This window comes from Bacillus marinisedimentorum, assembly GCF_001644195.2.
Classification (GTDB): Bacteria; Bacillota; Bacilli; order Bacillales; family Bacillaceae_O; genus Bacillus_BL; species Bacillus_BL marinisedimentorum.
The window spans coordinates 58603-76081 of the sequence record NZ_LWBL02000030.1; the positions used below are offsets into that span (position 1 = coordinate 58603).

The 17479-nt window shown below is 47.0% G+C and carries 18 protein-coding genes; 17 read left to right on the top strand and 1 reads right to left on the bottom strand.

Annotated features, from left to right (window positions below; all coding sequences use genetic code 11):
* Positions 1 to 18 precede the first annotated feature (18 nt).
* The 10 genes from nusA (at position 19) to pnp (ending at position 9831) form a co-directional block, all read left to right on the top strand.
* The gene (gene nusA / locus A4U59_RS09445; protein WP_066173107.1) at positions 19 to 1125 is read left to right on the top strand and encodes a transcription termination factor NusA; all 1107 of its coding nucleotides are present in this window, start codon (positions 19 to 21) and stop codon (positions 1123 to 1125) included.
* A gap of 9 nt (positions 1126 to 1134) precedes the next feature.
* The gene (gene rnpM, locus A4U59_RS09450; protein ID WP_083270781.1) at positions 1135 to 1416 is read left to right on the top strand and encodes an RNase P modulator RnpM; all 282 of its coding nucleotides are present in this window, start codon (positions 1135 to 1137) and stop codon (positions 1414 to 1416) included.
* Positions 1413 to 1715 carry a YlxQ family RNA-binding protein gene (locus tag A4U59_RS09455; RefSeq protein ID WP_066173109.1) on the top strand — a complete coding sequence of 101 codons (303 nt, stop codon included), beginning with the start codon at positions 1413 to 1415 and terminating at the stop codon, positions 1713 to 1715. The genes rnpM and A4U59_RS09455 overlap by 4 nt, the downstream gene beginning before the upstream one ends.
* Positions 1716 to 1734: 19 nt before the next feature.
* Positions 1735 to 3945 carry a translation initiation factor IF-2 gene (gene infB, locus A4U59_RS09460; protein WP_066173111.1) on the top strand — a complete coding sequence of 737 codons (2211 nt, stop codon included), beginning with the start codon at positions 1735 to 1737 and terminating at the stop codon, positions 3943 to 3945.
* On the top strand, positions 3942 to 4220 hold the full coding sequence (locus A4U59_RS09465; protein ID WP_066173114.1) for a DUF503 domain-containing protein: 279 nt from the start codon (positions 3942 to 3944) through the stop codon (positions 4218 to 4220). The genes infB and A4U59_RS09465 overlap by 4 nt, the downstream gene beginning before the upstream one ends.
* A 14-nt stretch (positions 4221 to 4234) precedes the next feature.
* Positions 4235 to 4585, top strand: coding sequence for a 30S ribosome-binding factor RbfA (rbfA, locus tag A4U59_RS09470; protein WP_066173119.1), 351 nt, complete (start codon positions 4235 to 4237; stop codon positions 4583 to 4585).
* A gap of 133 nt (positions 4586 to 4718) precedes the next feature.
* Positions 4719 to 5627 carry a tRNA pseudouridine(55) synthase TruB gene (gene truB, locus A4U59_RS09475; RefSeq protein ID WP_066173121.1) on the top strand — a complete coding sequence of 303 codons (909 nt, stop codon included), beginning with the start codon at positions 4719 to 4721 and terminating at the stop codon, positions 5625 to 5627.
* A 21-nt stretch (positions 5628 to 5648) separates the two neighbouring features.
* Complete coding sequence (gene ribF / locus A4U59_RS09480) at positions 5649 to 6608, top strand: bifunctional riboflavin kinase/FAD synthetase (protein WP_066173124.1); 960 nt, start codon at positions 5649 to 5651, stop codon at positions 6606 to 6608.
* 359 nt (positions 6609 to 6967) lie between these two features.
* Positions 6968 to 7237 (top strand): 30S ribosomal protein S15, encoded by a 270-nt coding sequence (gene rpsO, locus A4U59_RS09485; RefSeq protein WP_066173126.1) that lies wholly within the window; start codon positions 6968 to 6970, stop codon positions 7235 to 7237.
* A gap of 476 nt (positions 7238 to 7713) precedes the next feature.
* Positions 7714 to 9831, top strand: coding sequence for a polyribonucleotide nucleotidyltransferase (gene pnp, locus A4U59_RS09490; RefSeq protein WP_066173128.1), 2118 nt, complete (start codon positions 7714 to 7716; stop codon positions 9829 to 9831).
* 50 nt (positions 9832 to 9881) lie between these two features.
* On the opposite strand, the gene A4U59_RS21335 is transcribed toward pnp, so the two are convergent.
* A complete protein-coding gene (locus A4U59_RS21335; protein ID WP_157888160.1) occupies positions 9882 to 10067 on the bottom strand; it encodes a hypothetical protein in 186 nt (61 codons plus the stop codon).
* 53 nt (positions 10068 to 10120) lie between these two features.
* On the opposite strand from A4U59_RS21335, the gene A4U59_RS09495 reads away from it, so the two are divergent.
* From A4U59_RS09495 to dapG, 7 genes are all read left to right on the top strand, one after another.
* On the top strand, positions 10121 to 11083 hold the full coding sequence (locus A4U59_RS09495) for a polysaccharide deacetylase family protein (RefSeq protein WP_066173129.1): 963 nt from the start codon (positions 10121 to 10123) through the stop codon (positions 11081 to 11083).
* Positions 11084 to 11187: 104 nt separating this feature from the next.
* On the top strand, positions 11188 to 12426 hold the full coding sequence (locus A4U59_RS09500) for a M16 family metallopeptidase (protein WP_066173131.1): 1239 nt from the start codon (positions 11188 to 11190) through the stop codon (positions 12424 to 12426).
* A 538-nt stretch (positions 12427 to 12964) separates the two neighbouring features.
* On the top strand, positions 12965 to 13207 hold the full coding sequence (locus A4U59_RS09505) for a YlmC/YmxH family sporulation protein (protein WP_066173341.1): 243 nt from the start codon (positions 12965 to 12967) through the stop codon (positions 13205 to 13207).
* Positions 13208 to 13527: 320 nt separating this feature from the next.
* Positions 13528 to 14427: a dipicolinic acid synthetase subunit A gene (gene dpaA / locus A4U59_RS09510; protein ID WP_066173133.1), complete on the top strand. Its 900-nt coding sequence runs from the start codon at positions 13528 to 13530 to the stop codon at positions 14425 to 14427.
* The gene (locus A4U59_RS09515; RefSeq protein WP_066173135.1) at positions 14427 to 15020 is read left to right on the top strand and encodes a dipicolinate synthase subunit B; all 594 of its coding nucleotides are present in this window, start codon (positions 14427 to 14429) and stop codon (positions 15018 to 15020) included. Before dpaA ends, A4U59_RS09515 begins: the two co-directional genes overlap by 1 nt.
* A gap of 107 nt (positions 15021 to 15127) precedes the next feature.
* Entirely contained in the window at positions 15128 to 16174 is a 1047-nt protein-coding gene (gene asd / locus A4U59_RS09520; protein WP_066173137.1) for an aspartate-semialdehyde dehydrogenase, read from the top strand.
* Positions 16175 to 16211: 37 nt separating this feature from the next.
* Entirely contained in the window at positions 16212 to 17456 is a 1245-nt protein-coding gene (dapG, locus tag A4U59_RS09525; protein WP_066173139.1) for an aspartate kinase, read from the top strand.
* Positions 17457 to 17479: the final 23 nt, after the last annotated feature.

The window sequence follows — 17479 nt, forward strand, 5'->3', positions numbered from 1 at the left end:
GAAGGGGGAAAAATAGAAATGAGCAGTGAACTGTTTGATGCGCTGACAGTCCTCGAAAAAGAAAAAGGCATCAGCAAAGATATTTTATTAGAGGCCATTGAGGCGGCATTGATCTCTGCCTATAAGCGCAATTTCAATCAGGCGCAGAATGTGCGTGTTGATATCAATGAAACAACAGGAACGATGCGGGTTTTCGCCCGCAAAGATGTAGTGGAAGAAGTGATGGATCCGTTCCTTGAAATTTCACTTGAAGAAGCTAAGCAGATCAACCCTTCTTATGAAGTAGATGATGTGGTGGAGCTTGAAGTCACACCGAGGAACTTTGGGCGGATTGCTGCGCAAACAGCCAAGCAGGTCGTTACCCAGCGTGTCCGCGAAGCAGAACGCGGGGTCATTTATTCAGAATACATCGACCGTGAGGAAGACATTATGACGGGCATCGTCCAGCGCCAGGATCCGCGTTTTATTTATGTGAACCTGGGAAAGGTGGAAGCTCTTCTTCCCGCAAACGAGCAGATCGCAAGCGAAGGTTATCACCCGCATGACCGTATTAAAGTTTTTGTGACCAAGGTTGAAAAAACAACAAAAGGCCCTCAGATATTTGTGTCGAGGACCCATCCGGGCCTTTTGAAGCGGCTGTTTGAACTTGAAGTTCCTGAAATTTATGACGGAACGGTGGAAATCAAATCGGTTGCACGTGAAGCCGGAGACCGGTCAAAAATATCCGTCCATTCACAGGATCCTGAAGTGGATCCCGTCGGCTCATGCGTCGGCCAAAAAGGCCAGCGTGTCCAGGCCATCGTCAACGAGCTGAACGGTGAAAAAATTGACATTGTCCGCTGGTCGGAAGATCCGGTTGAATATGTTGCCAATGCACTGAGCCCTTCAAAAGTCCTCAAGGTCGATGTGGACGAAGAAGAGAAGGCAACCACTGTCATCGTCCCTGATTACCAGCTGTCCCTGGCAATCGGCAAACGCGGACAAAACGCCCGGCTTGCCGCCAAGCTTACCGGCTGGAAGATTGATATAAAGAGCCAGTCCGATGCAGAGGAACTCGGCCTCTATTCACCTGGTGATGAAGCAGCTCCGGAAGATTACGATGAAGAATACGAAGAATTAGATTAAGAGGTGGGCCTGGTGAATAAGAAAAAAACACCTTTGCGAAAGTGTGTCGCCAGTCAGGAAATGAAACCGAAAAATGAGCTGCTCAGGGTCGTCAGAACACCCGAGGGCGATGTCATGGTTGATTTGACGGGCAAGAAATCGGGCCGCGGTGCTTATTTAAGCAAAGATAAATCAATTATAGAAAAAGCAAAGAAAAAAAACATTTTGTCCCGGCATTTGAAAGCGGAAGTGGATGATGCGGTTTATGATGAATGCATCGCCATTGCCGAGAGGGATAACCGGCCATTATGAGGCAGAGCAAAGGGTTATCGCTGCTGGGACTAGCCAATCGGGCAAGAAAGTGCATTTCCGGAGAAGAGCTCGTTTTAAAGGAGATAAGAAACGGCAATGCCCGGCTTGTCATCCTTGCCGGCGATGCTTCTGAAAATACCGTCAAAAAGATGACGGACAAGTGTAAAACGTTCGATGTGCCGCTGCGATTCGCACAGGATCGGTATACACTGGGAGAAGCTATTGGAAAGCCGGCCAGAGTGTCGGTCGCGGTAACAGACGAGGGATTTGCAAAGAAGCTGATTAGCTTGCTCGATTAATTCTTACGGGGGTGAACGTATGAGCAAGATGCGTGTATATGAATATGCCAAAAAGCACAACGTTTCAAGCAAACAGGTCATTAATAAATTAAAAGATATGAATGTGGAAGTTTCTAATCATATGTCTACAATTGAAGATTCAGTTGTGGGCAAACTCGATGCGATATTCGATCCTAAAAAAGAGGACAAACCGAAACAGGAATCCGGCCGCAACAATAACTCCAAGGCGGCAAATACAGGCCAGGGCGGCAAGGATAACGCTCAGAACAAAAAGACTTCCGGCGGGCAAAACCGCAGCGGAGGCGGAAACCGCCAGAATAATAACCAGAACCGCAATCAGCCGAGAAACAGCGGCAATAAAAATCAGCAGCAGGGCGGAAGAGGAAACAACCGCGGACAAAACCGCAAAGGAAAAGGCGGCCAGCGCAATCAGCCCAATCAAAATCAGCCGAAGCAGCCGCCGAAACAGAAGCAGACTCCTGAAAAAATCACATTCGAGGGCACGCTTACTGTTGGCGAACTGGCCGGCAAGCTCAATAAAGAGCCTTCAGAAATCATTAAAAAGCTGATGACACTTGGCGTAATGGCAACGATCAACCAGGAACTTGACAAAGAGTCCATCGAATTGATCGGCGCTGAATATGGAGTCGAAACAGAAGAAGAGCAAGTGATCGACAAATCAGATCTATCCACCTACATGGAGCCTGATGAAGAGAAAGACATGCAGATCCGCCCGCCGGTGGTCACTATCATGGGTCACGTCGACCATGGTAAAACAACATTGCTTGACTCCATCCGCAATACGAAGGTAACCGCTTCTGAAGCAGGTGGAATCACCCAGCATATCGGTGCATACCAGATTGAAGCTAACGATAAGAAAATCACGTTCCTGGATACACCAGGCCACGCGGCATTTACGACAATGCGTTCACGCGGTGCCCAGGTAACAGACGTGACAATTCTTGTTGTGGCCGCAGATGACGGTGTGATGCCGCAGACAGTTGAGGCGATCAACCATGCCAAAGCTGCTGAAGTGCCGATCATCGTAGCGGTGAACAAGATCGATAAAGAAGGGGCCAATCCTGACCGTGTCATGCAGGAACTGACCGAATACAACCTTGTGCCGGAAGACTGGGGCGGCGACACTATTTTCGTTCCGGTTTCCGCATTGCAGGGAGAAGGAATTGAAGACCTTCTGGAAATGATCCTTCTTGTCAGTGAAGTGGAAGAGCTTAAAGCCAATCCTGACCGTCTCGCATACGGAACGGTCATTGAGGCGCAGCTTGATAAAGGACGCGGCTCAGTTGCAACCCTGCTAGTCCAAAACGGAACACTGAATGTCGGCGACCCGATCGTAGTCGGCAATACGTTCGGCCGTGTCCGCGCCATGGTGAACGATCTCGGCCGCCGCGTCAAGAAAGCCGGTCCGAGCACACCTGTGGAAATCACCGGCTTGAATGATGTTCCTCAGGCAGGCGACCGTTTTGTAGTCTTCGAAGAAGAAAAGACAGCACGTCAGATCGGGGAGTCCCGCGCCCAAAAACAGCTCGAAGCACAGCGCGGTGAGAAGTCCAGGCTCAGCCTTGATGATCTGTTTGAGCAAATCAAGCAGGGTGATGTGAAAGAAATAAACGTCATCATCAAAGCAGACGTACAGGGATCTGTTGAAGCTATGGCAGGCTCCCTGCAAAAAATAGAAGTCGAAGGCGTGAAAGTCAAAGTCATCCATACAGGTGTCGGTGCGATTACGGAATCTGACATTATCCTTGCTTCCGCTTCAAATGCGATCGTAATAGGTTTCAATGTCCGTCCGGACGGCAATGCTAAAAAGACGGCAGAGGCTGAAAACGTCGATATCCGCCTTCACCGTGTTATCTATAAAGCGATCGACGAGATTGAAGCTGCCATGAAAGGGATGCTTGATCCTGAGTTCGAAGAGAAAGTCATCGGCCAGGCAGAAGTCCGTGAAACGTTTAAGGTATCAAAAATCGGCACAATTGCAGGTTCTTACGTGACTGAAGGTAAAGTAAGAAGAGATGCAGGTGTCCGTGTCATCCGTGACGGCATTGTCGTATATGAAGGTGAAGTCGATACCCTTAAGCGCTATAAGGATGATGCAAAGGAAGTGGCACAGGGCTACGAATGCGGAATCACCCTTCAGAAGTTCAACGATATAAAAGAAGGCGATATATTTGAATTCTTCGTCATGGAGGAAATCAAACCGGCATGATCGGATTTGTCCGCTGTGAATGCTTAATCTATGATGCTCAATCACTGAAAGAAAAGCGGATGGTGCTGCAGCGTATCATAACAAGATTGAAACAGCGGTATAATGTGTCGGTTTCCGAGCTGGATTACCAGGATCTCTGGCAGCGGACGGAAATCGGCATCGCCGCTGTCGCTTCTTCACGTGCTGCAGCGGAGAAAGAACTGGAACGGTCATTGAAAATGATCGATTCCTTTCCGGAAATCGAAAGGGCTAAGACAACTTACGAGTGGTTTTAAGCGAGGTGATGACGATGAGCAATGTACGTGCAAACCGGGTTGCTGAACAAATGAAAAAAGAACTGGGTGACATCATCGGCCGTAAATTGAAAGATCCCCGTGTCGGCTTTGTCACGGTGACTGATGTGGAAGTGAGCGGTGATTTACAGCAGGCAAAAGTGTTTATTTCCGTACTCGGGGATGAAGAGAAAAAGCGGGAAACGCTTAACGGTCTTGCCAAAGCGAAAGGCTTTATCAGATCTGAAATCGGCCAGCGGATCCGGCTGAGGAAAACGCCTGAATTGTTTTTTGAATTTGATGAATCAATTGATTACGGCAACCGGATTGAAACGCTGCTCCGCGATTTGAACAATCCGGAAGAATAAAATGACAAAAAGGACAGGCGCAGTCTGTCCTTTTTATCATGCACTAAAAACCAATCATTTCTTGCGCCGGAACAATGCAAAAGGCGCTTGACTCCATATAACTAAATGAGCGATAAGGCAGGGATATAGCAGGATGGATGGAATTTTACCTCTTAACAAACCCGCAGGCTGGACATCACATGATTGTGTCATGAAGACCAGAAAACTGTTCAAGACAAAAAAAGCAGGGCATACTGGTACGCTTGACCCCGATGTGACAGGTGTCCTGCCAATTTGCATCGGCAGAGCTACAAAGGTAGTCGAATATTTGACAGGAGCCGAAAAGACATATGAAGGAGAGGTCACGCTCGGAACAGCAACGGAAACAGAAGATGCTTCCGGTAAGGTCATCGAACAGCAGAAGATTAAGCAGCCGGTTAAACGTGAACAGATCATTGAAGCGATGGACAAACTTACCGGTGAAATCAATCAGGTCCCGCCTATGTACTCTGCCGTAAAGGTGAACGGGAAACGGTTGTATGAATATGCCCGTGAAGGAATTGAGGTTGAGAGGCCAAACCGCAACATCACTGTATATGAATTCAAACTGCTGGATGACCGGGAGCAGTTTGCAGGTGAAAGCATTTCTTTCACATTCAGGGTAAAGGCAAGTAAAGGCACATATGTCCGGACACTTGCTGTCGACCTTGGCAGGGAACTTGGTTATCCTGCCCATATGTCACACCTTATCCGTACAGCTTCAGGTCCGTTCGATATAACTGAATGTTTGACGTTTGAACAGATTGAAGCCAAAATGAAGGAGGGCACCGCTCATGATTTGCTTATGCCAATCGAAAGAGCGCTTGCCGGAATGCCTTCCATTTCCGTTTCAGCCCAAACCGCTGAGAAAGTAAAGAACGGGGCCCTCCTGCCGGAACCGGAAAATATGGAAGATTCCATTCTGACAGTTAAAGATCCGGCCGGAGCAGTATTGGCAGTCTACAAAAAACATCCTTTAAAAAAGGGTGTGATAAAGCCGGAAAAGGTCCTTCGCAACGAATAATGAATAGTTCGGGTGATATATATGAAAACCATTAAACTGAAATACCCTCTTAAGGGAAATGATCAGGAAAGCCAGCAGAAAGTAATGGCACTCGGCTTTTTTGACGGCGTCCACCGCGGTCACAAGAAAGTGATCCAAACAGCTGTCAATAAGGCAGCAGAAGCAGGGATGGAAAGTGCAGTGATGACTTTTCATCCCCATCCCTCCGCCGTCCTCCGTAAAAGTGTCGAGCATGTGAGATATATTACACCGCCTCATGAAAAAGAAAAAGAAATCAGCAAGCTTGGTGTTGATGTACTTTACGTCGTTGAATTCAGCCATTCATTTGCGGATCTGCAGCCGCAAGAGTTTGTTGATGAGTATATAATCGGTCTTAATGTGAAGCATGTTGTAGCTGGTTTTGACTATTCGTACGGCCGTTTCGGCAAAGGTACGATGGAAACGATGCCCTTTCATTCGCGCGGTCAGTTTACCCAGACTGTTGTCGGCAGAGTGGCGGAAGAGGATGAAAAGGTCAGTTCGACTTTGATCAGGGGCTGCCTGAAAGATGGGGCGGTAGCTGCTGTTGCTCATTATCTTGGGCGGCCATACCGGACGATAGGAAACGTCGGTCACGGTGACAGGCGCGGCAGGACGATCGGGTTCCCGACAGCCAACCTAGAATTGGAAGAGGACTATCTTATCCCTGCCCCTGGTGTCTATGCTGTAAAAGCAACCGTCGGCGGCAAGACTTTTGACGGCGTGGCCAATATCGGATTCAAACCGACATTCAACGAGGTGACGGGTGCCGAACCTTCGATCGAAGTTCATTTGTTTAATTTTAATCAAAATATTTATGGTGATAAGATGGAAGTGGATTGGTATAAACGGCTCCGGCCCGAACAGAAATTTCCTTCTGCAGATGCGCTTGTCACCCAGATTGAAGCAGATAAGGCGGCATCTGAAGCCTTTTTTGCTGCGAGAAATGTGTCATCCCGCTGATTTCACTTTTCAAAAGGCTGTGTTAAAGCTCAATGTTGATTTCTTCACTAGTTGATTGTAGTGGAAGGTGCGAGACTCCTGCGGGACTAGCGGGACAGGTGAGACCCCGCAAGAGCGATAGCGATGAGGAGGCTCACCGCCCGCCCCGCGGAAAGCGAGTACCTGCAACGGAAATCAACACTAGCGTTTAACTGAGCCTTTCAAAAAAACAGCACTCATAATCATTTTTAATGAAATGCTTGCATTTTCAGCCGAAAAACGGTATTCTAATATGCGTATGAAAAGAACCATTGCTTGGCAATTCGAGTCACCGACGATTGCTCAGTAATTGGGGATACAAAGAACAGGAGGTGAAACGGATGGCTATTACACAAGAACGTAAGAACGAACTTATCGCCGAGTATAAGACTCATGATAATGACACAGGTTCTCCAGAAGTACAAATTGCTATCCTTACTGACCAAATCAACAGTTTGAATGAGCACTTGCGTACTCACAAAAAGGATCATCATTCACGCCGCGGTCTATTGAAAATGGTAGGTAAACGCCGTAACTTGCTGAACTACCTGCGCAATAAAGACATTACGCGTTATCGTGAACTGATCAATAAACTTGGTTTGCGCCGATAATGACTGAAAAAGCGGGAGTTCATCCCGCTTTTTTGCTACACGAAAACAATTTTACAGATCTTTTTCAAATTGGTATCTTTAAAGAAGGCTGTGTTAAAGCTCGATGTTGATTTTTAACTAGTTGATTGGTGTGGAGGGTGCGAGACTCCAGGGGGACTAGCGGGACAGGTAAGACCCCGCAGGACATTGAATAAGCTTCTTCGAATTGACACCGCACGAAGAAAATCGGTTTTTATTTTCGAGGAGCGGAGCGACGAGGAGCCTCCCGCCCGCCCCGCGGCAAAGAAGACACTGTGAGTGCGACCGAAGGGAAGCAGGAACAGATGTCGCACTTGTGCCCTTGGGTGAAAGCGAGTACCTGCAACGTAAATCAGCATTAACGTTTAACAGAGCCTTAAAGAAAAATCCGGTTATAATGTTTGATTTTCGCAAAAGCTATTTTTAAATACATATGCACGAGAGGAGCACTCGCTATCATGGAACAAGAAACACAACGTTTCTCCATTGACTGGGCAGGACGTGAACTAACCGTTGAAGTTGGACAGCTTGCGAAGCAGGCTAACGGTGCCGTCATGGTCCGTTACGGAGAGACCGCTGTACTATCTACTGCCACCGCCTCAAAAGAACCGAAAGATTTGCCGTTTTTCCCTTTGACAGTTAACTATGAAGAAAGGCTTTATGCTGTCGGTAAAATTCCTGGGGGATTCATCAAGCGTGAAGGCCGACCGAGTGAAAAAGCCGTATTGACGAGCCGCCTCATTGACCGGCCGATTCGCCCGCTATTCCCGGATGGATTCCGCAATGATGTCCAGGTCATCAGCATCGTGATGAGCGTCGACCAGGATTGTTCATCAGAAATGGCTGCTATGCTCGGGTCATCCCTTGCCCTTTCACTTTCCGACATTCCGTTTTACGGGCCGATTGCCGGTGTAACCGTCGGAAGAATCGAAGGCGAATTCGTCATCAATCCTACTGTGGATCAAATGGAAAACAGTGACATTGAATTGATCGTAGCCGGAACAAAAGATGCGGTCAATATGGTGGAAGCCGGCGCACAAGAAGTACCGGAAGATGTAATGCTTGAAGCCATCATGTTCGGCCATGAAGAAATTAAGCGCCTCATCGCTTTCCAGGAAGAAGTTGCAGCGAAAGCCGGTAAGGAAAAAACGGAAGTCAAGCTATATGAACTTGATGAAAAGCTTGAAAACGAAATCCGCGATATGGCAGAAACAGACCTGCTTAACGCGATCCGGACTGAGGAAAAGCAGGAACGCGAAGCTGCCATCCAGGAAGTCAAAAATGCTGTAATCGAAAAGTATGAGGAAAATGAAGCGGATGACAGCACAATCAAACAAGTCAAAGACATACTCGATAAAATCGTCAAAGGCGAGGTTCGCCGGCTGATCACTAAAGAAAAGGTCCGTCCGGATGGGCGCGGCATCGATGAAATCCGCCCGCTGTCTTCCGAAACGAACAAGCTCGCCCGCACACACGGTTCAGGTCTGTTCACACGCGGCCAAACGCAGGCGTTAAGCGTTTGTACCCTTGGTGCGCTTGGTGATGTACAAATCTTGGACGGGCTTGATCTGGAAGAATCGAAGCGGTTCATGCACCATTATAACTTCCCGCTGTTCAGCGTCGGTGAAACCGGGCCAATCCGCGGACCGGGCCGCCGGGAAATCGGACATGGAGCGCTTGGTGAACGCGCTCTTGAAAAAGTGATTCCACCTGAAAAGGATTTCCCTTATACGATTCGGCTTGTATCTGAAGTACTGGAATCAAACGGATCGACTTCACAGGCCAGCATATGCGCCAGCACGCTTGCACTTATGGACGCCGGTGTGCCGATTAAAGCGCCAGTTGCCGGAATTGCGATGGGCCTTGTCACTGACGGAGAGGATTATTCGGTCCTTACCGATATCCAGGGCATGGAAGACCATCTCGGCGATATGGACTTTAAAGTTGCCGGAACTGAAAAAGGCGTTACCGCCCTGCAGATGGATATCAAAATTGAAGGGCTTTCCCGCGATATCTTGAAAGAAGCGCTCGAGCAGGCCAAAAAAGGCCGCTTGCAAATCCTTGATAACATGATGCAAGCCATTTCTGAGCCGCGGAAAGAGCTTTCTCCATATGCTCCAAAAATCTTGATCATGTCAATCAAGCCAGATAAAATCCGTGATGTTATCGGGCCTAGCGGTAAGCAAATCAATAAGATTATTGAAGAAACGAACGTTAAAATCGATATCGAGCAAGATGGCACAATTTTCATATCTTCCACAAACACAGAGATGAATGAAAAGGCGAAGAAGATCATTGAAGATCTCGTCCGCGAAGTGGAAGTCGGTCAAATTTATCTCGGCAAAGTCAAGCGCATCGAAAAGTTCGGCGCTTTTGTGGAGCTGTTCAGCGGCAAAGACGGACTTGTGCATATTTCCGAAATTGCAGAAGAACGGATCGGCAAAGTCGAGGACGTGCTGTCTATCGGTGATGAAATCCTTGTCAAAGTCGTTGAAATAGACAGGCAGGGCCGTGTTAATCTTTCCCGCAAGGCTGTGCTGCGTGAGCAAAAGGAAAAGGATCAAAATAAAGAGTAATCGAGGGGCTGGTTTTGCCAGCTTCTTTTTTATGGGATTGATTGACAGATTCAGTCTTCGGGTAAAAAACAGAAAATTCCAGACCAAACAGCAGTCCAAATTAGCAACAAAATTGGGCTGCTTATTTTATTAATATAAAGGAAAGCCGCTAAAATAAAGGAGTGACTTGATGTAAACTGTGCCTCCAGCGCTCTCCAACCGGCAATTTCATTGCCGCAGCCGCCAGCTTTCTTCATGTTCTATCTTGTCCTTTTACCTCATACGTTTAGCTATAAAGGGGGACAAATGGATGAACAGAAAAATGATACATATCATCGTATTTGTATTGATACTGGCTGTTTCTTACAGTTCCTTTCAAAATCCATACACAGCTGGTTATATAGATAGCTTAAAAGAATCAGCCGAAATGGTCTCCGGGCAGAAGGACCCATTGTATCAGGAAATAAAAGAAAAAGCACCGGAGTTTAACGAGAAACCGATTGATGCGAGGGTAGACCGTGTATGGAAAGCGATCCCCGGATATAACGGAAAAAAAGTTGACATAGCAAAAAGCTTTAAAAAGATGAAAAAAGACGGGGTTTTTGATGAACAAAAGCTCGTCTTTAAGGAAATCCCGCCGGAGATCACCCTGAAAGACTTACCACCAGCACCGGTATATAAAGGCAATGAAGAGAAAAAAATGGTTTCCTTCCTCATCAATGTGGCATGGGGAAATGAATATATTCCCGATATGCTGAAAACGTTAAAGGAGTACAATATCGAAGCCACATTTTTTTTGGAAGGAAGATGGGTAAAAAAGTATCCGGAATTGGCTAAAATGATTGGGGAGGCCGGACATGAGGCCGGCAATCATTCACATACCCATGCCGATTTTAAAGTGATTTCCGCTGCAGGTGCGAGAGCGGAAATGGAGCAGGCGAACGAAGCGATCAAGGCAGCAACCGGACAGACGCCAGTATGGTTTGCGCCTCCTGGCGGAAGCTATCGCGATGAGATTGTGAAAATTGCTGCCGAACAGGATATGGGTACGGTACTCTGGTCTGTGGATACAGTTGATTGGAAAAAACCGGCCCCTCAGGTGATCCTTCAGCGAATCAACTCAAAAGTCCACCCGGGGGCGATGATTTTAATGCACCCGACTGCTTCCACGGCACTTGCGCTCGAACCGATGATAAAAAAGCTTAAGGCCCAGGGATACAGCATATCCACCGTTTCCGCATTATTAAACGAAAAGCGCCATGAAGCACGGTGAATGCCATCAGAAGTTAATGATGTAACCACGTGACATGACATGCAGGCCGGCAACTGATATCATAGAAATTGTAGCATTAATGTGCAGCAATGGGAGGTTTAGATTTGATCACAAAACACACTTGCAAAAATGGATTGCGCATAGTAATCGAAAAAATTCCAACTGTCCGTTCTGTGGCAACCGGCATTTGGATCGGAACAGGTTCCAGAAATGAGTCGAAAGAGAACAACGGTATTTCCCATTTCCTTGAACATATGTTTTTTAAAGGGACAAAAGAGCGCTCAGCCCGTGAAATCGCCGAAGCATTTGACAGCATCGGCGGACAGGTCAACGCTTTTACATCCAAAGAATATACATGCTATTATGCGAAAACGCTTGATGAGCATGCAACATATGCTTTGAATATTTTGGGGGACATGTTTTTTAATTCCGTATTTGATGATCAGGAACTGCAAAAAGAAAAAAATGTCGTCTTTGAAGAAATCAAAATGTATGAAGATACACCTGACGATATCGTTCATGATCTTCTGAGCCAGGCAAGCTTTGAGGAGCATGCCCTTGGCTACCCGATCCTTGGGACGGAATCTACACTCGATACATTCAATGGTGATAAGCTCCGCAAATTCATGGAACAAATGTACACGCCGGATAATGTCGTTATTTCAGTGGCTGGGAATGTCAGTGAAGACTTCATTAAAAAAATTGAGGAGATTTTCGGCAGCTATACGACCGGCTACACGAAGCCGGACTATGTGAAGCCTCAATTCCATTCAAATCGCTTGACTAAGAAAAAGGATACAGAACAGGCACACCTGTGTCTTGGCTACAAAGGGCTTCCGATCGGTGATGATAAGGTATATACTCTCATCGTGATGAACAACATTCTCGGCGGCAGCATGAGCAGCCGTCTTTTCCAGGAAGTCAGGGAAGAGCGCGGTCTCGCTTATTCCGTATTTTCTTACCATTCCGCCTATCAGGATAATGGTATCCTGACCATTTACGGAGGCACAGGAAGTAAACAGCTCGACGTGCTATACGAGACGATCAAGGATACGCTTGAAGTATACCAAAATGAAGGAATCACAGAAAAAGAGCTTCGAAACAGCAAGGAGCAAATGAAAGGCAATATGATGCTCAGCCTTGAAAGCACCAACAGCAGAATGAGCAGGAACGGAAAAAATGAATTGCTGCTCCGCCGCCATCGTTCTCTGGATGAGATTTTGGAACGGATCAACGAAGTCACGATGGAAAAGGTGAACAATCTTTCAAGGGAGATTTTCTCCTCGGATTTTTCAGCGGCTTTGATCAGCCCGCAAAATGAGCTTCCAAAAGCGATGAAATAAACAAATCATAGCAGCTTTAATACAGTAACAGAGCCAGTTTCAGGGGGGAAAACAAAAAAGCAAGCTGATTCCAGGACGAAATTGCGAATGATTTCGTCCTGTTATTTTTTTATTGATGTGACAATGTTCAGCTAACAAAAGAACACAAAAATTGTTGTGCCGTAGATGCAATGAAGGTTTGTAGGGTGGAACAGGAAAAAACGTTTTTTCCGTTCCGGGATGCCTCTTCGCCGCATTTCGCGCCTGCAGGGTCTCCGCTTTTCACTACCCCTGCAGGACTGAATGAGCACCTTCGAATTATCACCACACGAAAAAAGCTCTTTGTACCCTTCGCCTCCGCACCTAATCGAATGTCTCATTCCAATCATATTGGTGCATCTGGCGTAGTTTAATCCGATGACTTTCATGACGATGGTTCAATCAACTCACGGTCTGCCGCCTTAATGATAAACCTGCTCGCCAGTTAAAATAGGTTCTCTCAAATCAGCATAGGTTGAAGGTGAAGCCGCATATAAATGAGGACGAAGGGGTGGTGTTTGTGAGACTGAGTGAAATCGGCGGGAAAGAAATAATTGATCTGGAAAAAGGTGAACGGATGGGGGTGCTTGGACAGACAGACCTTGAAATAAACGAAAATACCGGCCATATTGAATCGCTTCTTATTCCGAATATGAAATGGTTCGGGTTCAAAAGACAGGGGGATGAACTCAGGGTGCCCTGGAAAAACATAAAAAAAGTGGGCCTGGATATGATCATTATAGATTTGCAGCAGCCTTATTAAAACTTCCGGTTTTCCGGAAGTTTTTTATCTTATATAGAACATGAATAGTAAGCATAGAAGGGGTACGACCCGGCAGCCAATTTAGATTTTAGATAGCGGCTCTGCGTCTCTGTTCAGCATGAAGGCTCGCCGGTCCGGCGAGTTTTCTTTATGGATGAACACCGGAAAGCAATAGGAGTGCAGGGGTCCGATCACCAGGCCGGTTCTGCGCAAATCCATTTTCACCAACCGGTTGAGACCTACATAAGATGGTGGGGAAAACGGTAACGGGCACCTACCGGCATAGTGCCGGAAGCAAACATAAAAGAAGGTGAGAATCATTGTTAACGGATATGCATATTGCAGTAATCGGCGGTGATGCCCGCCAGCTTGAAGTAATACGTATGCTTACTGAAATGGATGCGCGCATTTCACTTGTCGGATTTGATCAGCTTGATCATGGTTTCCCTGGTGCAGCCAAAAAAGAAATCAATGAATTGAAGATGAGTGACATTGATGCGATTTTACTTCCGGTTGCCGGAACGAACAACGAAGGTGAAGTGGAGACAATCTTTTCAAGACAAAAGACTATTCTTACCCAAGAGCTGCTTTCCGGTACACCGCTCCATTGCACCGTGTTTTCCGGGATCAGCAATCAATATTTGGATGGAATAACAAGCAAAGCGAAGCGCAGGCTCGTGAAGCTTTTTGAACGGGATGACGTAGCGATCTATAATGCTGTCCCCACTGTAGAAGGTACCATCATGATGGTCATTCAAAATACAGATTTTACGATTCACAATGCCAATATCGCTGTACTCGGCATGGGACGTGTAGGTCAGGGCGTGGCCAGGACCTTTGCGGCCCTCGGTGCAAAAGTGAAAGTGGGTGCGCGCAAAACATCGCATCATGCCAGAATTTATGAAATGGGGCTTAAGCCGTTCGATTTAAGTGATCTTGAAAAGGAAGCCGAAAATGTTGATATCCTGATCAATACGATTCCTGCCCAGGTAGTCAATGCAGGCGTGTTATCAAAAATGCCGACACACACGCTTGTTGTCGACCTTGCCTCAAAACCCGGGGGGACTGACTTCCGCTATGCAGAAAAGAGAGGAATAAAAGCACTGCTTGCGCCCGGTCTGCCGGGTATTGTAGCTCCAAAAACGGCCGGGCAAATCATTGCAAAGGTGCTCAGCACTCTGCTCCATGAATTGAAAACATCCAGAAAGGAGAGATCATGATGGAACTTAAAGGGAAACGGATCGGATTCGGGTTAACAGGTTCTCATTGTACGTACGATGCGGTCGTGCCGGAAATACAAAAACTCCTTGATGCCGGAGCTGACGTCATACCGGTTGTATCATTCACCGTCAGTTCCACGGATACACGGTTTGGAGAAGGTGTTGAATGGGTGAAAAAAATAGAAGAAATGACCGGTGAAAAAGCGATTGATTCCATTGTCAAGGCAGAACCCCTCGGACCGAAATATCCGCTTGATTGCATGGTGGTGGCGCCCTTGACCGGAAACTCCATGAGTAAACTGGCAAACGGGCTCACTGATTCCCCGGTCATCATGGCTGCAAAAGCGACACTGAGGAACTTGAACCCGGTCGTTCTTGGTATCTCCACAAATGATGCCCTCGGACTTAACGGACAAAATTTGATGAAACTGCTGGCGACGAAAAATATCTATTTTATTCCGTTCGGCCAGGATGCCCCTGAAAAAAAACCGAATTCATTGGTTGCGAGGATGCCGCTATTGGATGAAACGGTGAAAGCTGCCCTGAATGGGAAACAGCTCCAGCCTGTAATCATTGAAAAATTCCGTGATTAACAATAGACTTTACTGGTAGATATAGTTTTTTATTTATAACCTGGCAGGATATGATAAAATAACTCTAATATCTCTAATTGATTAATTAAGACGGAAGGGGATTCAACATGGATCATAACAAAGGTTATCGTGTTGCTGTTGTCGGGGCAACAGGCGCAGTCGGACAAAAAATGCTGGAAACACTGGAAGAAAGGAATTTTCCTGTATCAGATTTAACCCTTTTGTCTTCAAGCCGTTCTGCCGGCAAAAAAGTGACGTTTCAAGGAAAGGAACATACAGTTGCCGAAGCGGTTCCGGAAGCGTTTGAAGGAATCCAGCTGGCACTGTTCAGTGCAGGAGGATCGGTTTCTAAAGCACTTGCACCTGAAGCAGCAAAGCGCGGCGCTATAGTCGTTGACAATACTAGTGCGTTCCGTATGGATGAAGATAAACCGCTTGTTGTGCCGGAAGTAAATGAAGAGGATTTGAAGAATCACAACGGCATCATCGCAAATCCGAATTGCTCAACCATCCAGATGGTTGCAGCACTCAAACCGGTCGAACGGGAATTCGGGCTTAGCAAAGTGATCGTTTCCACATATCAGGCCGTTTCCGGGGCAGGGGCCCAGGCGGTTGATGAAATGAAGGAACAGTCGAGGAAGATGCTTGACGGAAGTGATTATGAAACGAACATTTTGCCTGTCAAAGGTGATGAAAAACATTATCCGATCGCTTTCAATGCCATTCCGCAAATTGACAAATTTCAGGATAATGGCTTCACATTTGAAGAAATGAAAATGATAAATGAAACAAAGAAGATCATGCACCGGCCTGATCTTGAAGTTGCGGCAACCTGTGTAAGGCTTCCGATCGATACGGGGCATGCCGAATCAGTGTATATTGAAGTTGAAAAAAGCGGTGTAACCGTGGAACAAATGAAAAAACTTTTAGCAGATGCAGAAGGAATCACCTTACAGGATGATCCGTCAAGCCAGGAATATCCGATGCCGCTTTTTGCAGCAGGCAAAAAAGACGTGTTCGTCGGCCGGATCCGCAAAGATCTGGATAATGACAGGGGATTCCATCTGTGGATCGTATCAGATAACCTTTTGAAAGGGGCCGCCTGGAATTCTGTGCAGATAGCGGAACGCCTTGTCAAACTCGGTTTACTGTAAAATTCATACCTTGTATACTAGGTGAAGAGGTGTCTCAATGAAACGGATTGTCCAAAAGTTCGGAGGAACTTCTGTCCGTAATGAAGAGGGCAGACACAGGGCGTTGCATCATATAAAAACGGCTGTCGAAAACGGTTATAAAACGGTTGTCGTCGTATCGGCCATGGGAAGAAATGGGGATCCGTATGCAACAGATACCCTCCTTGGCCTTATTGACGGCAATAATACCAGAGTCTCCAACCGGGAAATGGATATGCTCATGTCCTGCGGGGAGACCATTTCTTCTGTCGTTTTTTCCAACATGCTGAGGAAAAATGGGCTCAATGCCGCAGCAATAAGCGGTGCATTGGCCGGTTTCAGGACGACGGCGGACCATACGAATGCCAAAATACTGGAAATGGATTGCAGCCGGCTTGAAGAAGAGCTGGGAAAGTATGATGTTGTGGTCGTAGCAGGATTTCAAGGCCAGTCAGAAACAGGGGATGTCACAACCCTCGGGCGCGGGGGCAGCGACACGTCTGCAGCTGCATTAGGCGCTGCTCTGCATGCAGAGTCTGTTGATATCTTTACGGACGTAGAGGGGCTTATGACTGCCGACCCGCGCATTGTGGAAAACGCAAGGCCGCTATCCCAGGTAACATACAACGAAATTTCCAACATGGCTTATCAGGGGGCGAAGGTGATTCATCCGCGGGCAGTAGAAATCGCCATGAACGCGAAAGTTCCGCTCCGGGTGCGTTCAACTTATTCAGATACCGAAGGCACACTTGTCACTTCACATGCAAACCAATCTGGCATGGGCAGTGATATCCAGGATCGCCTCATTACCGGGATTGCTCATGTTTCCGATATTACGCAAATCAGGGTATCTGCTAAAGAAGGGCGTTACGACATGCAGTCTGAGGTTTTCAAAGCCATGGCCGCCGAGCAGATCAGCGTAGATCTAATAAACATTTCACCGAGTAATGTCGTATATACAATCAGTGAGGAGAAGACTGCCCTTGCTGTGAACGTATTATCGGAGCTTGGGTATGAACCGGATATTGTGAGAAACTGTGCGAAAGTTTCCGTTGTAGGTGCCGCAATGGCAGGAGTTCCAGGCGTTACTGCAAAGATAGTCAACGCCCTTTCCAGTGAAGGGATCCAGATTTTGCAATCGGCAGACAGCCACACGACCATCTGGGTGCTGGTGCGGGAAGACGATCTGCACAAGGCGATCAACACGCTTCATTCGGCATTCAAACTGGCCGAACTGCAGCAATCAGGCAATTTGAACAGCTGACAATATAAAAATGAGGTGAATAC